This window comes from Pseudomonas sp. NPDC096950 (assembly GCF_044762525.1).
GTDB lineage: Bacteria > Pseudomonadota > Gammaproteobacteria > Pseudomonadales > Pseudomonadaceae > Aquipseudomonas.
In genome coordinates, this window is sequence record NZ_JBIWEL010000011.1 from 195,603 (window position 1) to 214,388 (window position 18,786).

Consider the following 18,786-nt stretch of genomic DNA (forward strand, 5'->3'; position numbering starts at 1 on the left):
TTAAATACCGGCGGCCATGGCTTTGTCGATCAGCCAGTTCAAGCTCGGGCCACGATCGCTGTTCACTTCCACCGGGCGACCGGCGAAGGTGGTGTCCAGCGGCTCGTCAGGCTTGATCTGTACGCGGATGTCGGAGGACAGGTCGGCGCTTTTCAGGCTGGTGCTGCTGACGATCTTGCCGGTGCGGACCTTGTCTTCGCCGGCGATTTCGAAGGTCACTGGCGCGCCTGGACGCACGTCGGCGAACTGGCGATAGGTGAAGCGCGCGTCGATGTTGGCTTCGCTGTTACGCGGCACCAGATTGAAGATCACGTCGCCCTTGCTGGCGTACTGACCGTTGCCGACTAGTTGCTGGGCCACGGTGCAATCGCACGGCGACGTCAGGGTGCCGGTCATTTGCTTGCCGAACAGTTCTTCAACCTTGGCCGGTTGCAACTGGTCTTCGTCCAGATGACCCTTGAGCACATCGAGCATGCTGGTGCTGAAGGTCGCCAGTGGCGCGCCTTTGGCGGCAACGCCGTCGGCTTTGATCAGGCTCTGCACGGTGCCGTCGCGAGGCATGGTGATGTTCATGCCCGGTACGCTGACGATGCCGGCCTGGGCGTGGCTGACGAAGTACATGCCGTACACCGACTTGAAGATGAAACCGAAGGCCGCGAGGCCGACGAGGAAGATCGCGAAGCTGAAGGTCACCGCACGCAGACGACCGAACGGGGTCATGCCGTGGCCGCCATCCTTGACCTTGCGCGCCTTGGTGAAGTTGTCGCGCTGCAGGGTCGCCAGCACTTCACCCATGCTGACGATGTCGCCGGACAGGTGAGAGGTGATCAGGTGACGCAGGGTCGAGATGTCTTGCGCTTCCAGGTTCTGGAACTGGCAACCGGCGCGACCGGTCTGGCGATCGAAGGAGCGGATCTGCAACTCCACGTCCATGGCCAGGCCGAGGTTATCGATGACGAATTGCAGGCGAGCCTTGTGTACGTCGCCGATCTTCAGCGGCAGCTGACCGGCGTTGAACGCCAGGCCGCCAGCGGAGAGGTCGAGGACCCGGGCATCGACCGGCGTACGGTCTGGACCGAAGAACCGCAGCTTGGCCGGGATTTTCACTCGGGCGTGTTGGCGCTGGGCTTCGGATTCGTGCACTACGTTGGCATTGACGGCGGTATTCATAGGGGCAATTTCCTGGTTAATTCAATAAGGGGGCGGTCAGACCATCATCAGCAGCACGGCGACGAAAACGCTGCCGGCGGAGAAGGTCATGGTCCGAGACGACCAGGTGTTGAACCAACGTTGAAAGCTGGCGAGATCACGGGTCAATTTGGTGTCCTGGCGAGTCCAGGATTGTTGGTCGAGGCGGAAGAACACATAGATCTTCACCAGCGCGCCGACGATCTGGTTGTAATAGAGAATCATCGGGTAGGCCGGGCCGACGCGGTGACCGGAGCAGGACAGCAGCAGGGTCAGGATCAGGCGAGTGATGCCGATCCACAGCAGGTAAGCGAGGATGAACGCGCCGCCGTACTTGAAGCTGGCGATGATCGCCACCGTCAGGCCCAGCAACGAAGTCCACATCGACACACGCTGGTCGAACAGCACCACCGAGGTGAACAGGCCGAGGCGTTTCATCCCCAGGCCCAGGGCACGGGAGTTCTGGCGCAGGTTGTTGCCGTACCAGCGGAACATCAGTTTGCGGCTGGCCTTGATGAAGCTTTTTTCCGGCGGGTGTTCCACGGTGTGGATCGCCGCGTCCGGTACGTAAAAGGTGTCGTAGCCCAGGCGCATCAGGCTGAACCAGCTCGACTTGTCGTCACCGGTCAGGAACTTGAAGCGGCCCAGGCGCCAGTGTTGCAGCGAGTCGCTTTCCACGTCGGCGATGAAGTCCGGGTCGGTCACCACGGTTGCGCGGAACACCGACATCCGGCCGGTCATGGTCAGGACGCGTTTGGACAGGGCCATCGAGCACATGTTGATGTGACGCTGGGCGAAGCGCAGTTTGTGCCATTCGGCCATGACGTAGCCGCCGCGCACTTCGCAGAACTCGTTGGTGGTCAGGCCGCCGACATTGCCGAACAGCTGAAACCACGGCACGGTCTTGAGCACGACGCCAGGGGCGAGCACGGTGTCGCCATCGATCACTGCAACCACTGCACGGTCATCCGGCAGGTGGCGGGAGATGGCGCGGAAACCGTAGGCCAGGCCATCGCGCTTGCCGGTGCCGGGAATGCGCACGAAGTCGAGCTTGACCCGAGCCGGTGGATTCATTTTGGTCCACAGGCTTTTCACCAGCTTCTCATCGGACATTTCCACGATGGAGCAGACCATGGTGGTCGGCAGGCCGCAGTCGATCGCTTCGCGAATAACCGAGGCGTAGACCTGGGCGGTGGTCAGGGCGTCGATACGGAAACTGGTGACCATCAGGTACACATGCGACGGGTCTGCCGCTTTGCCCAGCTTGCGCACTTTGCGCCGCAGGTGCGGGTAGACCACGTAAAGGAACAGCATGCCGCGCACAAAGTGCGTGGCACCCATCGAGTAACGCCAGATCCCGATGAAACCGATCAGGAAAATGAAGTCCTTCGACTCGGAGTCGAACGTGGACGAAGGCAACGCCATGGCGATGCCCATCAATAAACTTAGGTAAAACAGCCAACCGGCGGCCTGTAAAAGGCCGTGCTTTAGCCTGTGCATAATCTGCATCCGTCTCTATCTCGGGCGAGCCTGTGGGGTGGCCCGATGGGGTTAAGGCAGGCGAAAAAAGCCAGGTCAATTCCCTCGGACCCGTAGGCGCGAGGCTTGCCCGCGAAGGCGGCGTACCTGACACATCACGTCGTCTGGTTCGCCGGCAAGCCTGGCTCCTACAGAGGGCTGCTTGTTACCAGCAGATACCTTCGGTGCGATCTTTGACGCTGGTGGCTTGGGACATGAAGCCGACCAAGTCGATCACTTGCTTGCCGTGTGGAGCCTGTTCCGCCAGGGCGCGGAATTTCTCGTCACGGTTACCGAGGATGATCACGTCGGAGTTGTTGATCACGTCGTCGAAGTCGGAGTTGAGCAGCGACGAAACGTGCGGGATCTTCGACTCGATGTAGTCCTTGTTCGCGCCGTGGACACGGGCGTACTCAACGTTGCTGTCGTAGATGCTCAGGTCGTAACCCTTGCCGATCAGCATTTCCGCCAGATCCACCAACGGGCTTTCGCGCAGGTCATCGGTGCCGGCCTTGAAGCTCAAGCCGAGCAGGGCGACTTTGCGTTTGTCGTGGCTGGACACGATGTCGAAGGCGTTCTGCACTTGCGACACGTTGCTGCGCATCAGCGAGTTGAGCAGCGGCGCATCGACGTCCAGGGAACCGGCACGGAAGGTCAGGGCGCGCACGTCTTTCGGCAGGCAAGAGCCGCCGAACGCGAAGCCTGGGCGCATGTAGTACTGCGACAGGTTCAGGGTTTTGTCCTGGCAGACCACTTCCATCACTTCACGACCATCGACGCCGACAGCCTTGGCGATGTTGCCGATCTCGTTGGCGAAGGTCACCTTGGTGGCGTGCCACACGTTGCAGGTGTACTTGATCATCTCGGCGACGGCGATGTCCTTGCGGATGATCGGCGCGTCGAGTTCTTCGTACAGGGCTTGCAGCACGTCGCCGCTGGCCTTGTCGAATTCGCCGATGACGGTCATCGGTGGCAGGTCGTAGTCGGCGATTGCGGTGCTTTCACGCAGGAATTCAGGGTTGACCGCGACACCGAAGTCGACGCCGGCTTTCTTGCCCGAGCAGTCTTCGAGAATCGGGATGACAACGTTTGCGACCGTGCCCGGCAAAACGGTGCTGCGAACCACGATGGTGTGGCGGGTGGTCTTGTCACGCAGGACAAAACCGATCTCGCGGCACACGGCTTCGATGTAGTTCAGTTCCAGGTCGCCGTTCTTCTTGCTCGGCGTACCGACGCAGATCATCGACAGGTCGGTGTCACGAATCGCTTCGGCGAAGTTGGTCGTGCCGCGCAGTTTGCCCGTCTCGATACCCTTCTGCAGAAGTTCGCCCAGACCCGGTTCAACGATCGGCGATTTGCCGGCGTTGATCATATCGATCTTGTCTTTGGCAACATCGACGCCAATGACGTCATGGCCACGTGCAGACAGGCAACCGGCACATACTGCACCGACGTAACCCAAACCAAATATGCTGATGCGCATCGCATTTACCTCTGTAATTATCAAGCCATTAAATGGCCGGAGTTAATGGTGTTCAGCGGTCATAGTGCACTCGTAAGTGCGTGCTTACAGACGCCGTAATGCAGCGTGCAGGCGTACTAAGTTCCGAGTGACTAAATAAGTGCACTCAAGATGTGCGCAACTAGGCCTTATTATTGTGATATGCCCTGTTATGCATCCTGTCCCCTGTTCAGGGGGCAAATGTGCAAAGGTCATGCGCGCTCGATGTCAGGCTGAAGGCCCGTAAATCAAGCGGTTGGGTGCTCGGATGAGCACGTTTATAGGGGCGCTGCCTTGGCCTTATAGGGGATAGTAATGGTGCGTATCTCCTGTCCTGTTGGTGCTGCCCAAATCAGAGGCCATTAAGCGGAAGTTAGTGTGACAACTTCGCTACATGGTTGTCGTCTCTGCGTAAGTTATTTCCTACAAGCTCAAGGAAAATAGTTACCGGTGGTATGAGCGACGCATTTGGACATAGTTCCTGTCCGCCCATCGCGAATCCTGAAATTTCTTGAAATATTGAGAAAGATGGCACTGCTTTCAAACTGATAGCACTTACGGTTTGGCCCTTTATATATAGGGAAATAATCAATTTAGATGTGTATGTGCCACTACCGATAAAAATTTTCGGTGCCACTACTGAAAAAATTAACGAATGTCGAGTGAAACAAAAGTTAGAAAGTTGGATGATGTATTTTTGGCGCCAAGAGAATGGCGAGGCAGGCGGGGAATTGTTGGACGATTTAAACAGTGCGCACGACCGACGGTCGTGCGCCGAATGAGTGCGCTACTCGGGAGTGTGATCGCGCAGGAATACCAAGTTGTCCGGTTTGGACTGTTCGGTACTGTAACGATAACCCTGGATATCAAACTGCTTGAGAGCGTCCGGGTTGTTGATGCGCTCTTCGATAACGAAACGGCTCATCATTCCGCGCGCCTTCTTCGCGTAGAAGCTGATGATCTTGTACTGGCCGTTCTTCAGGTCCTTGAACTCGGTATTGATGATGCGCGCGTTCAAGGCGCTGCGTTTGACGGCCGAGAAGTACTCGTTGGAGGCCAGGTTCAGCAGCACGTCGTCACCCTGGTCGGCCAGCGCTTCGTTCAGCCATTCGCTGATCCGCGTGCCCCAGAAGGCGTACAGATCCTTGCCACGGGCATTCGCCAGTTTGGTGCCCATCTCCAGCCGATAAGGCTGCATCAGGTCCAGGGGGCGCAGCAGGCCGTACAGGCCGGACAACATGCGCAAATGCTGCTGGGCGTAATCGAAATCGGCTTCGCTGAAGGTCTGGGCATTCAAACCGGTGTACACGTCACCCTTGAAGGCCAGCAGCGCCTGCTTGGCATTTTCCGGGGTGAACGCCGGTGTCCAACTGCCGAAACGCGCGGCGTTGAGCCCGCCGATCTTGTCGGAGACGTGCATCAACTCGCTGATCTGCGCCGGCGTGAGGTCGCGCAGCTGCATGATCAGCTCCTGGGAATGGTCCAGGTATTGCGGCTGGGTGAAACGCTGGGTGGCCGGCGGTGTTTCGTAATCGAGGGTCTTGGCGGGGGAAATCACCATCAGCATGAAGTCGTCTCCTTTAATCGTGCGGCGATTCTAGGGGGTTGTGCTGGTTGACTCCAGCTATCAAGTCCATAGGTGATCGGTGGTGTCGCGCAAAACCCTGTGGGAGCGGGCTTGCTCGCGAATGCGGTGTGTCAGGCGACAGTGATGTTGATTGTGCCGCCGTCTTCGCGAGCAAGCCCGCTCCCACAGGAGTTTTGTGCTGCTGCGGGATATTGGGTGGGATCAGCTATAGTGCCGCGCGGGTTTTGTTATGGAGACATCCCTTTGCGTATCGTTTTTTTATTCTCTGCCTGGCTCTTGAGCTTCGGTGCCCTGGCGGCGCCCGGCGATGTGGCGACCCTTGATCGCAGCACCTGGCCCGAGCAGCTCACCAGCCCGACCCTGTTCGATGTCGCGTCCCGGGCCGAAATCCTTATGTTCGCCCGCGTCCTGTTGGCCAGCGAGTCCCTGAATGAAGCCAGCCTGGCCCAACGCCTGGGCCTGCGCACCATCAATCTGGACGCGGTCAACAGCCTGCGCGAGCGGATGTGGCAGCGCCTGCTGACCAATTACAACTTCGCCCAGCAGAGCTGCGATCAGGATGCGTCGTTCTGTTTCCTGGTCGAAGACCTGCCGACCCTGCGCGAGCAAGCGGCCAAGTTCCAGGTCAGTGACGACAGCTTCTATATCAAATGGTCCGAACCGAGCCGTTTGTTCCACGCCCAGTACCTGGACGAGCAATTGCGCAAAGCCGCGCTGTTTCCGCAAACCAGCAGTGAAGTCGATCGTTTCGGCGACTATGAGCGCAACGGCGACGAGATGCATGACCGGCTGTTTCTGCTGACCTTCGACAGCGCGGCCAATGCCATTCCGGACAACACCGGGTGGGTCACCGAGTATCTGCGCAAGTCGAACATGAATGGCACCTTCTTTGTGCTGGGCAAGGACATCCAGGCGCGTTTGGCCGAAGGTTCCGTGGCCAGTCTGCAAGCGATGTATTCACAGCAATGCCTCGGTGTGCAGGGCTGGGAGTTCCGCTCCCACAGCCATTGGCAGGATTGGCAAGACTCGGTGAAACGCAGCGCTGAACTGGTGAAGAGCAAATTGCCGGAGAACTACGTGCCGCTGTTCCGCCCGCCGGACGGTCAACGGCGTTCCGACGCCCAAGGCTTCTTTGAATCGCAAGGTTTGCAGGTGGCGCTGTGGGACATCGATCCCCAGGACGGCGCCGGTAAGCTCAAGGGCAGCCAGAGCGCCCAACGGGTGCTGACCCTGATGCTTTTATGGCGCCACGGCGTGATCAATTTCAATGTGAAGCAGGATGCAGTGAAAACGTCGATGCCCTGGCTGATCGCGCAAACGGCGCAAAGCGGGATCGGTTGGGAAGACTGTCAGGTGGCGTTTCGCTGAAATCCGGAAAAGCCCGAAATCATTGGGGGAGAGGGCAGAGCGGGGTATTTTTGGAAGGAATTTCGATGCAGGCGGACTTCCGACTTTAACGGCACAATGCCTGCACGCCAAGGGCTATTCGTCACTCTGAAAAATAAACTTCAAAAAAACGTCAAAGTGCTTTTTTCTGTCATGGGTTTTGGAGTATTACGAAGACAGACCGCCGAAACCTGCAACACAGGTGGCGTCTTCCAAGACCCATTTGTGAGCAGTTCACTTGAGTCCCAACAGGTGAATTCGGTGGCCACTTCGAGGCGCAGCACTGTCACGGTATTGCGTCGACTGGCTCCCACAAAGGTGACCGAGTATGGATGATCACGGACGTAGTTCTTCTTCCAACCAGCCAATCCTTTATGTACTCGATACCAACGTATTGATTCACGATCCAAACGCCCTTCTTAACTTCGAAGAACACCACGTTGCGATCCCGATGACCGTGCTTGAGGAGCTGGACAAGCTCAAGAGCGGGCATCACAGCGTTGCGGCCGAATGCCGTCAGGCGATCCGCCTGATCGACAAGACCCTGGGCGATGCCAGCCCCGAGGATGTCGAACTCGGTGTGCCGATCCAGCGCGGCAAGAGCGGGCCCAAGGGTTTGCTGTCAATTCTGATGAGCAAGCGCGCTGAGCCGAACATCATTCTGCCCGAGCACCTGAACGACAACATCATCATCAACCAGTTGATCGACCTGCACGCGCGCGAGCCAAAATTGCCCGTGGTGCTGGTCACCAAAGACATCAACATGCGCCTCAAGGCCCGGGCGTGCGGGATTGCGGCCGAGGACTACAGCACCGACCAACTGGTCGACGACGTTTCGCTGCTGCCTAACGGCTACCACAACATGACCGGCTCCTTTTGGGACCTCGTGAGCAAGGTCGAAACCCGTCAGGACCATGGCCGCACTTGGCACCAGGTGAAGCTGATCGACAACCTGCCGGCGGTGCACATCAATGAATTCATCATCGACGAACAAGGGTTTGTCGGCTGGATCAAGGAGATTGAAGAAGACCGTCTGCTGATTCTCGACCTGCATCAGGAACCCCTGTTGCACCAGGAAGCCTGGGGCCTGAAACCGCGTGACATCTACCAGAGCCTGGCGCTCTACGCGTTGCTTGATCCGGACATTCACCTGGTCAACCTGTCCGGCGCCGCCGGTTCCGGTAAAACCATCCTGGCCCTGGCCGCTGCGATCGAGCAGACCATGGTCAGCAAACGCTATCGCCGCATCATCGCTACCCGCAGCGTGCAGGGCCTGGACCAGGAAATCGGCTTCCTGCCCGGCACCGAGGCGGAAAAAATGGAGCCTTGGCTGGGCGCTATCACCGACAACCTCGAAGCCTTGCACATGGATGACGAAAACACCCATGGCAGCGTCGACTACATCCTCAGCAAAGTGCCGTTGCAGTTCAAATCCCTCAACTACATTCGGGGACGCAGCTTCCAGCAGAGTTTGATCCTGATCGATGAATGCCAGAACCTCACGCCGCACCAGATGAAAACCATCATCACCCGTGCCGGCGCCGGTTCCAAAGTGGTGTGCCTGGGCAACCTGGCGCAGATCGACACCCCTTACCTGTCCGCGACCAGCTCCGGGCTGACCTACCTGACTGAACGCTTCAAAGACTTCCCTAATGGTGTGCATATCACCCTGCAAGGGGTGCCTCGCTCGATCCTGGCCGAATACGCCGAATCGCATCTGTAACCGCATCAGACAAACCGGGCGGCCTTCTCAGGTCGCCCGGTTTTTTGTGGCTAACCCAAAATCACCTGTGGGAGCGGGCTTGCTCGCGAATGCGGTGTGTCAGTCGGCACATGTATTGACTGACACACCGCATTCGCGAGCAAGCCCGCTCCCACATTTTTGGATTGTGGTTACCCGATAATCAAACGTGCGAAAAATTGACCCGCAGGTTTACAATCGACGCTCCTGATCAGGAGTAACCCTGTGCTGACTCATCTCGATTCCCAAGGTCGCGCCAACATGGTCGACGTCACTGAAAAAGCCGTGACGTTCCGTGAAGCGACGGCTCAAGCGCTGGTGCGCATGCAGCCCGAAACCCTGCAAATGATCGTCAGCGGCGGTCACCCAAAAGGTGATGTGTTCGCCGTGGCGCGCATTGCCGGCATCCAGGCAGCGAAGAAAACCAGCGACCTGATTCCCCTGTGTCATCCGCTGATGCTGACTGGCGTCAAGGTCGAGCTCAGTGCCGAAGGCGACGACACCGTGCGCATCGTCGCGAGGTGCAAATTGTCCGGGCAGACCGGCGTCGAGATGGAAGCCCTGACCGCCGCCAGCGTCGCGGCGCTGACCATCTACGACATGTGCAAGGCTGTGGACCGCGGCATGACCATCGAAAGCGTGCGCTTGCTGGAGAAACTCGGCGGCAAGAGCGGACATTTCCAGGCGGACCCGTCATGAACATAACGGTGAAGTTTTTTGCCCGCTACCGTGAAGCGCTGGGCGTGGACTCGATCAAGGTCGAAGGCGATTTCGCCACGGTGGATGACGTGCGGGCGTTGCTGGCCCAGCGTGATGGTGCCGATGTGTTGAGCGAGCAGAACTTGATGTGCGCGCGTAACGAAGACCTTTGCCAACTCGACGAGCCGGTGGTCGATGGCGATGAAGTGGCGTTCTTTCCGACTGTGACCGGGGGCTGAGCATGGCGATTCGCGTGCAGTCCACGGCGTTCGATCCGGGGGCCGAAGTCAATGCCATGCACGCTGCCAATGTCGGCGTCGGCGCGGTGGTAAGTTTTGTTGGCTACGTGCGCGACTTCAATGACGGGCTCGACGTCGCCGGGATGTTTCTCGAGCACTATCCGGGCATGACCGAAAAGGCCCTGGGCAAGATCGCCCTCGAGGCCGAACAGCGCTGGCCGCTGCTCAAGCTTGAAGTGCTGCACCGCATCGGCGCCCTGGAACCGGGTGAGCCGATCGTCTTCGTCGGCGCCGCTAGCGCCCACCGCCAGGCCGCGTTCGATGCCTGCGCGTTTGTCATGGACTACCTGAAAACCCGCGCGCCGTTCTGGAAGAAAGAAAACACCAGCGACGGCCCGCGCTGGGTGGAAGGGCGGGACAGCGATCATGCGGCGGCGGATCGCTGGAAGCAGTAGTCAGCCTGTTGTTTCTTTGTTGTCCGCTCTGCCGCCTTCGCGAGCAAGCCCGCTCCCACAGTGATCGCATTCCCCTGTGGGAGCGGGCTTGCCCGCGAAGAGGCCCTTTGCTTCACCCAATAATCTACTGACTGAGCACCCGACCATCGGCCAGGCGGGATGCCGTTTGCCCGATTGACGATTTATACATAAAAGTCCAGTATGGAATTATAAGTACAAAAAAGGTTTTTCCGTTTCCGTTCTTTCTTCTGTCTTGCCAAACCAACAACAACCGCGAGAAAACGAACATGAAGAAATTCCCCCTCATCACCGGTCTGGCCCTGAGCCTGTTGGCGTGCAGCTCAGCGTTCGCCGCCGATAAAACCCTGCGCATCGGCATCGAAGCGGCGTATCCACCGTTCGCGTCCAAGACCGACAAGGGTGAGATCGTTGGCTTCGACTACGACATCGGCAATGCCCTGTGCGCGCAGATGAAGGTCAAGTGCATCTGGGTCGAAGGTGAGTTCGACGGTCTGATTCCTTCCCTGAAAGTGAAGAAAATCGACATGGCGCTGTCGTCCATGACCATCAACGAAGACCGCAAGAAGTCGGTGGATTTTACCCACAAGTATTACTTCACCTCGTCACGCCTGGTCATGAAGCAAGGCGCGGTGGTGGATGACCAATACGCCAGCCTCAAAGGCAAGACCATTGGCGTGCAGCGCGCCACCACCACTGACCGTTACGCCACTGAGGTTTTCGAACCGAAGGGCATCAACGTCAAGCGCTACGGCAATAACGAAGAAATCTACATGGACCTGGCCGCCGGCCGCCTCGATGCGATTTTTGCCGACACCATTCCGCTGAACGATTTCCTGTCGATGCCCCGCGGCGCCGGTTACGCCTTTGTCGGGCCTGAACTCAAGGATCCGAAATACGTGGGCGAGGGCGCCGGGATTGCGGTGCGCAAGGGTAATGCGGAGTTGGTCAGTGAGCTGAACACGGCCATCGATGGTATTCGTGCGAATGGCGAGTATCAGAAGATTTCGGACAAGTATTTCAAGTCCGACATCTACGGCGATTGATAGACCGCTTTCGCGAGCAGGCTCGCTCCCACATTGGAATGCATTCCCCCTGTGGGAGCGAGCCTGCTCGCGAAGGGGCCCGACCTAACAACACCGGTCTCAATGCCTAACCCTTCAATTCCTTCAAATGCTTGTAAACCGTCGCCCGCCCCATGTTCAGCACATTGGCCACGTAGTTGGAGGCGCTTTTGCCTTTGAACGCGCCTTCGGCGTGCAGCGCCAGCACCAGTTCGCGTTTGTGGTCGCGGGTCAGCACATTCAGGCTCAACTGACGTTCGCGCAGCCAGGCATGCAGGAACGTGTTGATCCGCTCCTGCCAGTCATCGCGGAACAGTGAGTCCGGTTGCGGGATCAATTTGGTCGGCGACAGGAACAGATCCAGCGCGGCCTTGGCGTTCTCGAACAGCGAAATATTCAGGTTGATGCACAGAACCGCCAGCGGATGACCATCGCTGTCGCGCAGCACGCTGCTGAGGCTGCGAATCTTCTGACCGTCCCAATTGAGCTTTTCGTACGGCCCGATGTTTCGTTCGCTGACGTCGTCGCTGAGCATGTCTTCCAGCGCCGCGTCATCGCCGATTTCCCGTTTCGACAGGTTGTTGGCGATGTAGTCGATTTTTTGCGTGCGCAGATCGTGCAGCACCACCTCGGCGTGAGGAAAGAACAGCGTGGCGATGGCGTCGGCGATCGCCCGGAAGTTGTCCAGTGCCGGGTCTTTTTCGGGTGCATTCATACAGGGAACTCCAGGCAACGTCAGCGCCCCATCGAGCAGGGCGCTGGAAGTTTGCCGCAATCGTGGCGGCACGTCACCCAAGTCCGCGCTCAACCCAGGCGCGCCGGGGAGAGCATCGCGGCGTCCAGGCCGAAACGGCTCAACTGTTCTGGCAAGGCTTCACCGCGCACCAGCGCAGCACTGGCCTGGCCCATCGCGGGCGATGTCTGGATGCCATAACCACCTTGCGCCGCGACCCAGAACAGCCCCGGCACCCGGGTATCGAAGCCGGACAGCAAATCACCGTCGGCCACGAAACTGCGCAAACCGGCCCAGGTGCGGGTCGGGCGGCGGATGGACAGGGTGGTGGCTTCTTCGATCTGGTAGATGCCCATGGCGATGTCCAGTTCTTCAGCCTGGACGTCGTGGGGTTCCACCGGGTCGGCGTTGGCGGGCGAGCCCAGGAACATGCCGGCATCGGGCTTCATATAGAAGGATTCGTCGAGCGCCACCAGCATTGGCCAATGGTGAATGTCCACGCCCTCGGGGCCGGCGAAGATGAAAGCTGCACGGCGTTTCGGTTGCAGGCCCAGTGGCGCGGCGCCGGCCAGTTCGCCGATCTTGTCGGCCCAGGCGCCAGCGGCATTGATGATCACGGGCGCGGTGAACGTCTGCCCGTTGGTTTGCACCTGCCACTGGCCTTCGGCGTCACGGCTCAGGCCCAGGACTTCGCTGTCGGTGTGGACTTCGCCTTTATTGCGCTTGATGCCCCGCAGGTAACCCTGGTGCAAGGCATCGGTATCGATGTCGCAGGCAGTCGGGTCGTAGAGCGCGCCGTGGACTTTTTCCCGACGCAGGATCGGCAGGCGCGCGCAGGCTTCTTCGGCGCTGAGCAGTTGCATCTCCGGCACCGTGGCTTTGGCGCTCAAGTATTGATTGTTCAGCTCGTCCGGGTCGCCGGTGAAATCCACGGTCATCTCGCCGCGCGGGGTCAGCAGCGGGTGATCGCAGAAACCGCCGGGCGGGGCGTCGAAGAAGTCGCGGCTGGCCTGGGTCAGTGCGCGCACTTGCGGCGTGCCGTAGGCGGCGGTAAACAGCGCGGCGGAACGTCCGGTGGAGTGATAAGCCGGATGGGTTTCGCGCTCCAGCACAATGACGCGCCCGTGCTGCGACAGCCAGTAACCGGTGGAGGCGCCGGCAATCCCGCCGCCGATGATGATGAAGTCTGCCTGGCTCATGAACGTCTCCTGTGGGGCGTAAATGCCAATGGTGTCGGTGATCCCTGTGGGAGCGGGCTTGCTCGCGAAAGCGGTCTGGCATTCAACATTAACGTCGACTGACACACCGCTTTCGCGAGCAAGCCCGCTCCCACATGGGAATTGTGGTGTCAGGGCTGTAGGCGATAGAGGGCATTCGCCAACGCAATGTCTTCCAGCCCCAGGCCAATGGAGCGGAAGAACACATGGCGGTCATAACCGGGGCGTTGCACTTTGCCGCTAAGCAGGTCGGGCAAGTCGCCGACGATCGCGCGTTTGTCCCAGCCATGTTGTTCGCCGGCAATCAGCATTTCACCTGCCGAGCCGGGGGTGGTCTGACGATAGTCGCAGAACACCTGCATGTCGTTGAGGCTCTGGGGTGGCACTTCGTGGGCCCGTGGTGCGTTGGTGCTGATCGAGGTGATTAGCGCCGGACGGGTCAGTGTGGCCGGATCGATCACGGGACCGGCGGACGAGGTGCAGAGCATGATCACGTCCGCGTTATGAATCGCCGCTTCGCGACTGTCGACGAGGGTCAGTCGTGAATCGAGGCTTTTGAGCTGGGCCCGAGCGTCGGCATCCAGTTCACTCAAGCCTGGCGAGTACAGGCTGATGCTCTGCCAGTCCCGCAGCGCCTTCACGTAATGCAAATGCGCCTGAGCCACCTTGCCGCTGCCGATAATCGCCAGGCGTCGGGCGTTCAGCGGGGCGAGGGCATCGACGGCCACGGCGGTGGTCGCGGCAGTGCGGGCAGTGGTCAGCTCACCGGCATCGCAGAGCAACAACGGCTGGCCGGTTTGCATCGACATCAACAACGTCCACGCGGTGACCAGCGGACCTTGTTCGCGCACGATGTAGGGCGAGGTCTTGACCCCGTAGACGCCATCCTCGGCCAGCACCCCCAGGTAGTTGATGAAGTCGCCTGCACCCTGGGGGAATTCCACCAGTTGCTGCGCCGGTTGCACGGCTTGCCCGGCAGCGAGGTCACGGAACAGCTTGCGCAGGATCTGCGGCACGTCAACCTGTGCCAGTAGCTCGCGGGCCTGAGGTTGATTGATCACGTAAGGCGTACTGGACATGGTCGGCTCCGGGCGCTGAAAGTAAACTAATTTGTCCATTATGGACTTTTAGTATTCTTGAGCAACATCCGGGCGAAAAAAAAGCGCAGTCCGTTGCCGGCTGCGCCTCTTTTTGATGCGCCTGGGTTACGGGCGCTTGCGCTCAACCGCCCGCAATAGATGCGTCGGCGGCGTTTCACAGCTGATTTTGCGACCCAGCAGCGCCTCGATGGACGGTAGCTGGTAGGAATCATCTTCACCGGCGAAGCTGATGGACACGCCATCGGCGCCCGCGCGACCGGTACGGCCAATGCGGTGCACGTAGTCGTCCGGCACTTCCGGCAGGGTGAAGTTGATCACGTGGCTGATACCGTCGATGTGAATGCCGCGACCGGCAACATCGGTGGCCACCAGCACGCGGATCTTGCCTTCGCGGAAACCTTCCAGCGTCTTGATCCGTTTGTGCTGCGGCACGTCACCCGACAGTTGCGCGGCGTTGACGCCATCGCGCACCAGGCGTTCTTCGATGCGCCGCACTTCATCCTTGCGGTTGGCGAAGACCATCACCCGCTCCCAACCGTTGTCGGTGACCAGGTTGTAGAGCAGTTTGTATTTGTCGGCGCCGGCCACGGCGTAGATGTGTTGCTCGACGTTTTCGCTGGCCACGTTTTGCGACTCGATCTCGACGATCGACGGGTCGGTGGTCCATTGCTTGGCGAGGTTCATCACGTCTTCGGTGAAGGTCGCGGAGAACAGCAGCGTCTGGCGCTCGTTCTTCGGCGGGGTCTGGCGAATGATCTGACGCACTTGTGGGATGAAACCCATGTCGAGCATGCGGTCGGCTTCGTCCAGAACCATGACTTCGACCATGTCCAGGTGCACGTCGCCGCGCTGGTTGAAGTCCAGCAAACGGCCCGGGGTGGCAACGAGGATGTCGCAGTGACGGGCTTCGAGGTGCTTGAGCTGCTTGTCGAAGTCCATGCCGCCGACAAACGTCATGACGTTGAGGCCGGTGTACTTGGTCAGGTCGGCGGCGTCCTTGGCGATCTGCACCACCAGTTCGCGGGTCGGCGCGATGATCAGCGCCCGCGGTTCGCCCATGTAGCGTTCCTTGGGCGGCGGGGTTTCCAGCAACTGGGTGATGATCGAAATCAGGAACGCGGCGGTTTTGCCGGTGCCGGTCTGGGCGCGACCGATGGCATCTTTGCCGGCCAGGGTGAAACCGAGGACTTGCGCCTGGATCGGCGTGCAGTACGGAAAGCCCAGGTCCTGGATGGCGTGCATCAATTCAGGGGCAAGCTTGAAATCGTGGAAACGGGTTTTGCCTTCCAGTGGCTCGACGGCGAAATCTTCGAGTTTCCAGGGAATGACCGGGGCCTTTGGCTTCGGTTCGCGACGCGGTTTTGCAGGTTTCGGCGCTTCGCTGAGCGGTTGCTCGGCAGCGATGGGTTCGACAGGTTGGGCGGCCGGTGTGGTCACGGGCTCTTGTTTCGGTGCCGCTGCGGCTGCGGTCCGGCCAGGCTGACGACCGTCGGTGCGGTGGCTGGGGGTGTGAGACGGAGCGCTGGCGACTGGCGCGAGCTGCTCAGTCTCGCTTTTACCGAACATTTTTTTGAGTGCTTTGAGCACGGTCATCTCATCAATTGGTTAAGGAATGTACGCCGGCCAGTGTAATGCAAGAATCAGGCGCGGCGTAGCGGGATGATCAAAGGATAGGTTTTAACGCAAGCGCTCGGCGAGCCAGGTGCCAATGTCGCGAATTTCTTCGGGTAACACTTCGTGGCCCATTGGGTATTCCTGCCATGTCACGGTGACACCACGCTGCTTTAAATGCTCATAAGCGCTACGGCCCATGGCGTTTTGCACAACGTCGTCGTACTGGCCGTGAAGGCATAGCACAGGAATGCGCTGCTGGCTGGCGGAAAGCTCCAGTTCATCGCTGAACGTCGGGGCATAAGTCGAGAGGGCAAGTACGCCACCCAGCGGTCCCTGCCATTTCAGGAAAGCGCTGTGCAGCACCACCGCGCCGCCCTGGGAAAAACCGGCGAGAAAGATGCGCGAGGCGTCTATTCCGCTGGCCTTCTGCTCTTCGATCAGCTCGTTCACCCTGTTCGCCGACTCGTCCAGCTGCTCGCGGCTGATCGCGCGCGCCGGGTTCATGGCCAATATGTCGTACCAGCTCGGCATCTCGTAGCCACCATTAATGGTGACTGCGCGGGTCGGTGCCTGGGGCAGAACGAAGCGGGTGGTCAGCAGGCTTTCCTGCAGCGCTTCGGCCACCGGCAGAAAGTCATAGCGGTCGGCGCCCAGGCCGTGCAGCCAGATAACGCAGGCGTCAACGGGCTTGCCGGGCTGAAGAATCAAGGGCTGGGTCATGTCTGCTCCAATTTTGTGCGTGCGCTCTCATTGAGTGCGTGATCCGAGTGCGCGTCTGGTTGATCAGTTACGAAGATGTCGCAAGGCTACAAGTTTTGCCATTGACCTGTCGCTGAATCGCTTGAGCGAGCGGTGTGGTACGGGCTTTGCTATGGGAAAGCCTGTGCAACCAATCTCGCGCCTGGCGGTAACACTATCAGTGTACTGCTGACGACGGGATAGCAAAGAATCCGGTGATGGATGTTCGCCAGTGGCCGTTACGGGCTTAGCGAACGTGAAAGGGCTACAGCCCGTTCGGCCGATTGGTGAGAAGTGAGTTGTCCATGATGTGGATTTTCTCCTACTAGACTCATAGCTAAGGTCTTACGTCGGTTGACCCCAAAAAAAGCCAACACGGGTCAACAACGCCTCAAAAGGGTGCGACGGGACTCTCGCTCCGACACAACAAGAGCAAAACTGGAGGTTTGAATGAAAATGTTGAAATCCACCCTGGCTATCGTGACTGCAGCCGCAGTGCTCGGTGTCAGTGGGTTCGCTCAGGCGGGTGCAACCCTGGATGCAGTGCAGAAAAAAGGTTTCATTCAGTGCGGCGTGAGTGACGGTCTGCCGGGTTTCTCGGTTCCGGACTCCACCGGCAAGATCCTCGGGATCGACGCTGACGTCTGCCGCGCTGTGGCAGCCGCTGTTTTCGGCGACGCCACCAAGGTCAAGTTCAGCCAGTTGAACGCCAAGGAGCGTTTCACCGCGCTGCAGTCCGGCGAAATCGACATTCTTTCGCGTAACACCACCATGACCAGTTCCCGTGACGCGGGCATGGGCCTGAAGTTTCCTGGCTTCATTACTTACTACGACGGCGTCGGCTTCCTGGCCAACAGCAAGCTGGGCGTGAAAAGTGCCAAGGAACTGGACGGTGCAACCATCTGCATCCAGGCCGGTACCACCACCGAGCTGAACGTTTCCGATTACTTCCGCGCCAACAACCTGAAATACACCCCGATCACTTTCGACACCTCCGATGAAAGCGCCAAGTCGTTGGAATCCGGTCGTTGCGACGTGCTGACTTCCGACAAGTCGCAGCTGTACGCACAGCGCAGCAAACTGGCTTCGCCAAAAGACTACGTTGTACTGCCGGAAACCATCTCCAAAGAACCACTGGGTCCAGTCGTACGTAACGGCGACGACGAGTGGCTGGCGATCGTTCGCTGGGTTGGCTACGCACTGCTGAACACCGAAGAAGCCGGTATCACTTCGAAAAACGTTCTGGCTGAAGCCAAGTCCACCAAGAACCCGGACGTTGCCCGTATGTTGGGTGCTGACGGCGAATACGGCAAAGACCTGAAACTGCCGAAGGACTGGGTCGTCAAGATCGTTTCCCAAGTCGGTAACTACGGCGAAATCTTCGAGAAAAACCTCGGCAAGGGCACTCCGCTGGAAATCGACCGTGGCTTGAACGCCCTGTGGACCAACGGCGGCATTCAATACGCACCACCAGTGCGCTGATGGTTCTGTCACCCGGTGGGCCAACCACCGGGTGATGTTCTGTTCCATTATTTCCGGGGCACTTCATGCAAAAATCAATCGGCGCACCAAAGCAGAGGCTCAGCCTCAGCGATCCGAAAGTGCGTGCGTGGCTATTTCAGATCATCACGATTGTCGCGGTCGTCGCGATGGGCTGGTATCTGTTCGACAATACGCAAACCAACCTGCAACACCGGGGTATTACCTCCGGCTTCAGTTTTCTGGATCGCAGTGCCGGGTTCGGCATCGCTCAACACCTGATCGACTACACCGAATCGGACACATATGCCCGGGTGTTTCTCATCGGTCTGCTCAACACCCTGCTGGTGACCTTCATCGGCGTGATCCTGGCCACCATCCTCGGTTTCATCGTCGGCGTGGCACGGCTGTCACCGAACTGGATCATCAGCAAGCTGGCGACGGTTTACGTGGAAGTCTTCCGTAACATTCCGCCGCTGCTGCAAATCCTGTTCTGGTACTTCGCGGT

Annotated in this window: 17 protein-coding genes; 8 read left to right on the forward strand and 9 right to left on the reverse strand. The window is 59.1% G+C overall.

Annotated elements, in window-relative coordinates:
- From ACIQY3_RS18605 to yaaA, 4 genes are all read right to left on the reverse strand, one after another.
- A complete protein-coding gene (locus tag ACIQY3_RS18605; protein WP_163908566.1) occupies positions 1-1,170 on the reverse strand; it encodes an alginate biosynthesis protein Alg44 in 1,170 nt (389 codons plus the stop codon).
- A 36-nt stretch (positions 1,171-1,206) separates the two neighbouring features.
- Positions 1,207-2,688, reverse strand: a complete 1,482-nt coding sequence (alg8, locus tag ACIQY3_RS18610) for a mannuronan synthase (protein WP_403021990.1) — start codon at positions 2,686-2,688, stop codon at positions 1,207-1,209.
- A gap of 184 nt (positions 2,689-2,872) precedes the next feature.
- On the reverse strand, positions 2,873-4,189 hold the full coding sequence (locus ACIQY3_RS18615; RefSeq protein WP_163908570.1) for a nucleotide sugar dehydrogenase: 1,317 nt from the start codon (positions 4,187-4,189) through the stop codon (positions 2,873-2,875).
- Between the two features lie 805 nt (positions 4,190-4,994).
- Positions 4,995-5,774, reverse strand: a complete 780-nt coding sequence (gene yaaA / locus ACIQY3_RS18620; protein ID WP_163908572.1) for a peroxide stress protein YaaA — start codon at positions 5,772-5,774, stop codon at positions 4,995-4,997.
- Positions 5,775-6,038: 264 nt separating this feature from the next.
- On the opposite strand from yaaA, the gene ACIQY3_RS18625 reads away from it, so the two are divergent.
- From ACIQY3_RS18625 to ACIQY3_RS18650, 6 genes are all read left to right on the forward strand, one after another.
- Complete coding sequence (locus ACIQY3_RS18625) at positions 6,039-7,163, forward strand: polysaccharide deacetylase family protein (protein ID WP_403021993.1); 1,125 nt, start codon at positions 6,039-6,041, stop codon at positions 7,161-7,163.
- Between the two features lie 346 nt (positions 7,164-7,509).
- Positions 7,510-8,904 (forward strand): PhoH family protein, encoded by a 1,395-nt coding sequence (locus tag ACIQY3_RS18630; RefSeq protein ID WP_123405490.1) that lies wholly within the window; start codon positions 7,510-7,512, stop codon positions 8,902-8,904.
- A 243-nt stretch (positions 8,905-9,147) separates the two neighbouring features.
- Entirely contained in the window at positions 9,148-9,621 is a 474-nt protein-coding gene (gene moaC / locus ACIQY3_RS18635) for a cyclic pyranopterin monophosphate synthase MoaC (protein WP_123507817.1), read from the forward strand.
- The gene (gene moaD, locus ACIQY3_RS18640) at positions 9,618-9,860 is read left to right on the forward strand and encodes a molybdopterin converting factor subunit 1 (RefSeq protein ID WP_403021996.1); all 243 of its coding nucleotides are present in this window, start codon (positions 9,618-9,620) and stop codon (positions 9,858-9,860) included. Before moaC ends, moaD begins: the two co-directional genes overlap by 4 nt.
- Before the next feature lie 2 nt (positions 9,861-9,862).
- Complete coding sequence (moaE, locus tag ACIQY3_RS18645) at positions 9,863-10,315, forward strand: molybdopterin synthase catalytic subunit MoaE (RefSeq protein ID WP_219095795.1); 453 nt, start codon at positions 9,863-9,865, stop codon at positions 10,313-10,315.
- Positions 10,316-10,602: 287 nt separating this feature from the next.
- A complete protein-coding gene (locus tag ACIQY3_RS18650; RefSeq protein ID WP_403021999.1) occupies positions 10,603-11,379 on the forward strand; it encodes an ABC transporter substrate-binding protein in 777 nt (258 codons plus the stop codon).
- A 106-nt stretch (positions 11,380-11,485) separates the two neighbouring features.
- Here the strand turns inward: ACIQY3_RS18650 and ACIQY3_RS18655 are convergent, their stop codons facing one another.
- The 5 genes from ACIQY3_RS18655 to ACIQY3_RS18675 all read right to left on the reverse strand — a co-directional run bounded on the left by ACIQY3_RS18655 (position 11,486) and on the right by ACIQY3_RS18675 (position 16,781).
- Positions 11,486-12,112: a transcriptional regulator gene (locus ACIQY3_RS18655; RefSeq protein WP_403022001.1), complete on the reverse strand. Its 627-nt coding sequence runs from the start codon at positions 12,110-12,112 to the stop codon at positions 11,486-11,488.
- An 89-nt stretch (positions 12,113-12,201) separates the two neighbouring features.
- Positions 12,202-13,329, reverse strand: coding sequence for an NAD(P)/FAD-dependent oxidoreductase (locus ACIQY3_RS18660; RefSeq protein WP_403022003.1), 1,128 nt, complete (start codon positions 13,327-13,329; stop codon positions 12,202-12,204).
- Positions 13,330-13,478: 149 nt separating this feature from the next.
- On the reverse strand, positions 13,479-14,426 hold the full coding sequence (locus ACIQY3_RS18665) for an ornithine cyclodeaminase family protein (RefSeq protein ID WP_403022005.1): 948 nt from the start codon (positions 14,424-14,426) through the stop codon (positions 13,479-13,481).
- Positions 14,427-14,552: 126 nt separating this feature from the next.
- Entirely contained in the window at positions 14,553-16,040 is a 1,488-nt protein-coding gene (rhlB, locus tag ACIQY3_RS18670) for an ATP-dependent RNA helicase RhlB (protein WP_403022007.1), read from the reverse strand.
- Between the two features lie 84 nt (positions 16,041-16,124).
- Positions 16,125-16,781 carry an alpha/beta hydrolase gene (locus tag ACIQY3_RS18675; RefSeq protein WP_403022009.1) on the reverse strand — a complete coding sequence of 219 codons (657 nt, stop codon included), beginning with the start codon at positions 16,779-16,781 and terminating at the stop codon, positions 16,125-16,127.
- A gap of 468 nt (positions 16,782-17,249) precedes the next feature.
- Between ACIQY3_RS18675 and ACIQY3_RS18680 the strand changes: the two genes are divergently transcribed.
- Positions 17,250-18,281, forward strand: a complete 1,032-nt coding sequence (locus ACIQY3_RS18680; protein ID WP_403022011.1) for an amino acid ABC transporter substrate-binding protein — start codon at positions 17,250-17,252, stop codon at positions 18,279-18,281.
- A 65-nt stretch (positions 18,282-18,346) separates the two neighbouring features.
- On the forward strand, positions 18,347-18,786 hold a 440-nt coding region (locus ACIQY3_RS18685), incomplete at its 3' end, for an ABC transporter permease subunit (protein ID WP_403022013.1).

Excerpts from the sequence above, each read along its gene's own strand:
- ACIQY3_RS18680 (WP_403022011.1), top strand. The coding sequence starts at position 17,250 with ATGAAAATGTTGAAATCCACCCTGGCTATCGTGACTGCAGCCGCAGTG.
- moaE (WP_219095795.1), top strand. The coding sequence starts at position 9,863 with ATGGCGATTCGCGTGCAGTCCACGGCGTTCGATCCGGGGGCCGAAGTC.
- ACIQY3_RS18675 (WP_403022009.1), bottom strand. The coding sequence starts at position 16,781 with ATGACCCAGCCCTTGATTCTTCAGCCCGGCAAGCCCGTTGACGCCTGC.
- rhlB (WP_403022007.1), bottom strand. The coding sequence starts at position 16,040 with ATGACCGTGCTCAAAGCACTCAAAAAAATGTTCGGTAAAAGCGAGACT.
- alg8 (WP_403021990.1), bottom strand. The coding sequence starts at position 2,688 with ATGCACAGGCTAAAGCACGGCCTTTTACAGGCCGCCGGTTGGCTGTTT.
- ACIQY3_RS18630 (WP_123405490.1), top strand. The coding sequence starts at position 7,510 with ATGGATGATCACGGACGTAGTTCTTCTTCCAACCAGCCAATCCTTTAT.
- yaaA (WP_163908572.1), bottom strand. The coding sequence starts at position 5,774 with ATGCTGATGGTGATTTCCCCCGCCAAGACCCTCGATTACGAAACACCG.
- ACIQY3_RS18655 (WP_403022001.1), bottom strand. The coding sequence starts at position 12,112 with ATGAATGCACCCGAAAAAGACCCGGCACTGGACAACTTCCGGGCGATC.
- ACIQY3_RS18605 (WP_163908566.1), bottom strand. The coding sequence starts at position 1,170 with ATGAATACCGCCGTCAATGCCAACGTAGTGCACGAATCCGAAGCCCAG.
- ACIQY3_RS18650 (WP_403021999.1), top strand. The coding sequence starts at position 10,603 with ATGAAGAAATTCCCCCTCATCACCGGTCTGGCCCTGAGCCTGTTGGCG.
- ACIQY3_RS18615 (WP_163908570.1), bottom strand. The coding sequence starts at position 4,189 with ATGCGCATCAGCATATTTGGTTTGGGTTACGTCGGTGCAGTATGTGCC.
- ACIQY3_RS18665 (WP_403022005.1), bottom strand. The coding sequence starts at position 14,426 with ATGTCCAGTACGCCTTACGTGATCAATCAACCTCAGGCCCGCGAGCTA.
- ACIQY3_RS18660 (WP_403022003.1), bottom strand. The coding sequence starts at position 13,329 with ATGAGCCAGGCAGACTTCATCATCATCGGCGGCGGGATTGCCGGCGCC.
- moaD (WP_403021996.1), top strand. The coding sequence starts at position 9,618 with ATGAACATAACGGTGAAGTTTTTTGCCCGCTACCGTGAAGCGCTGGGC.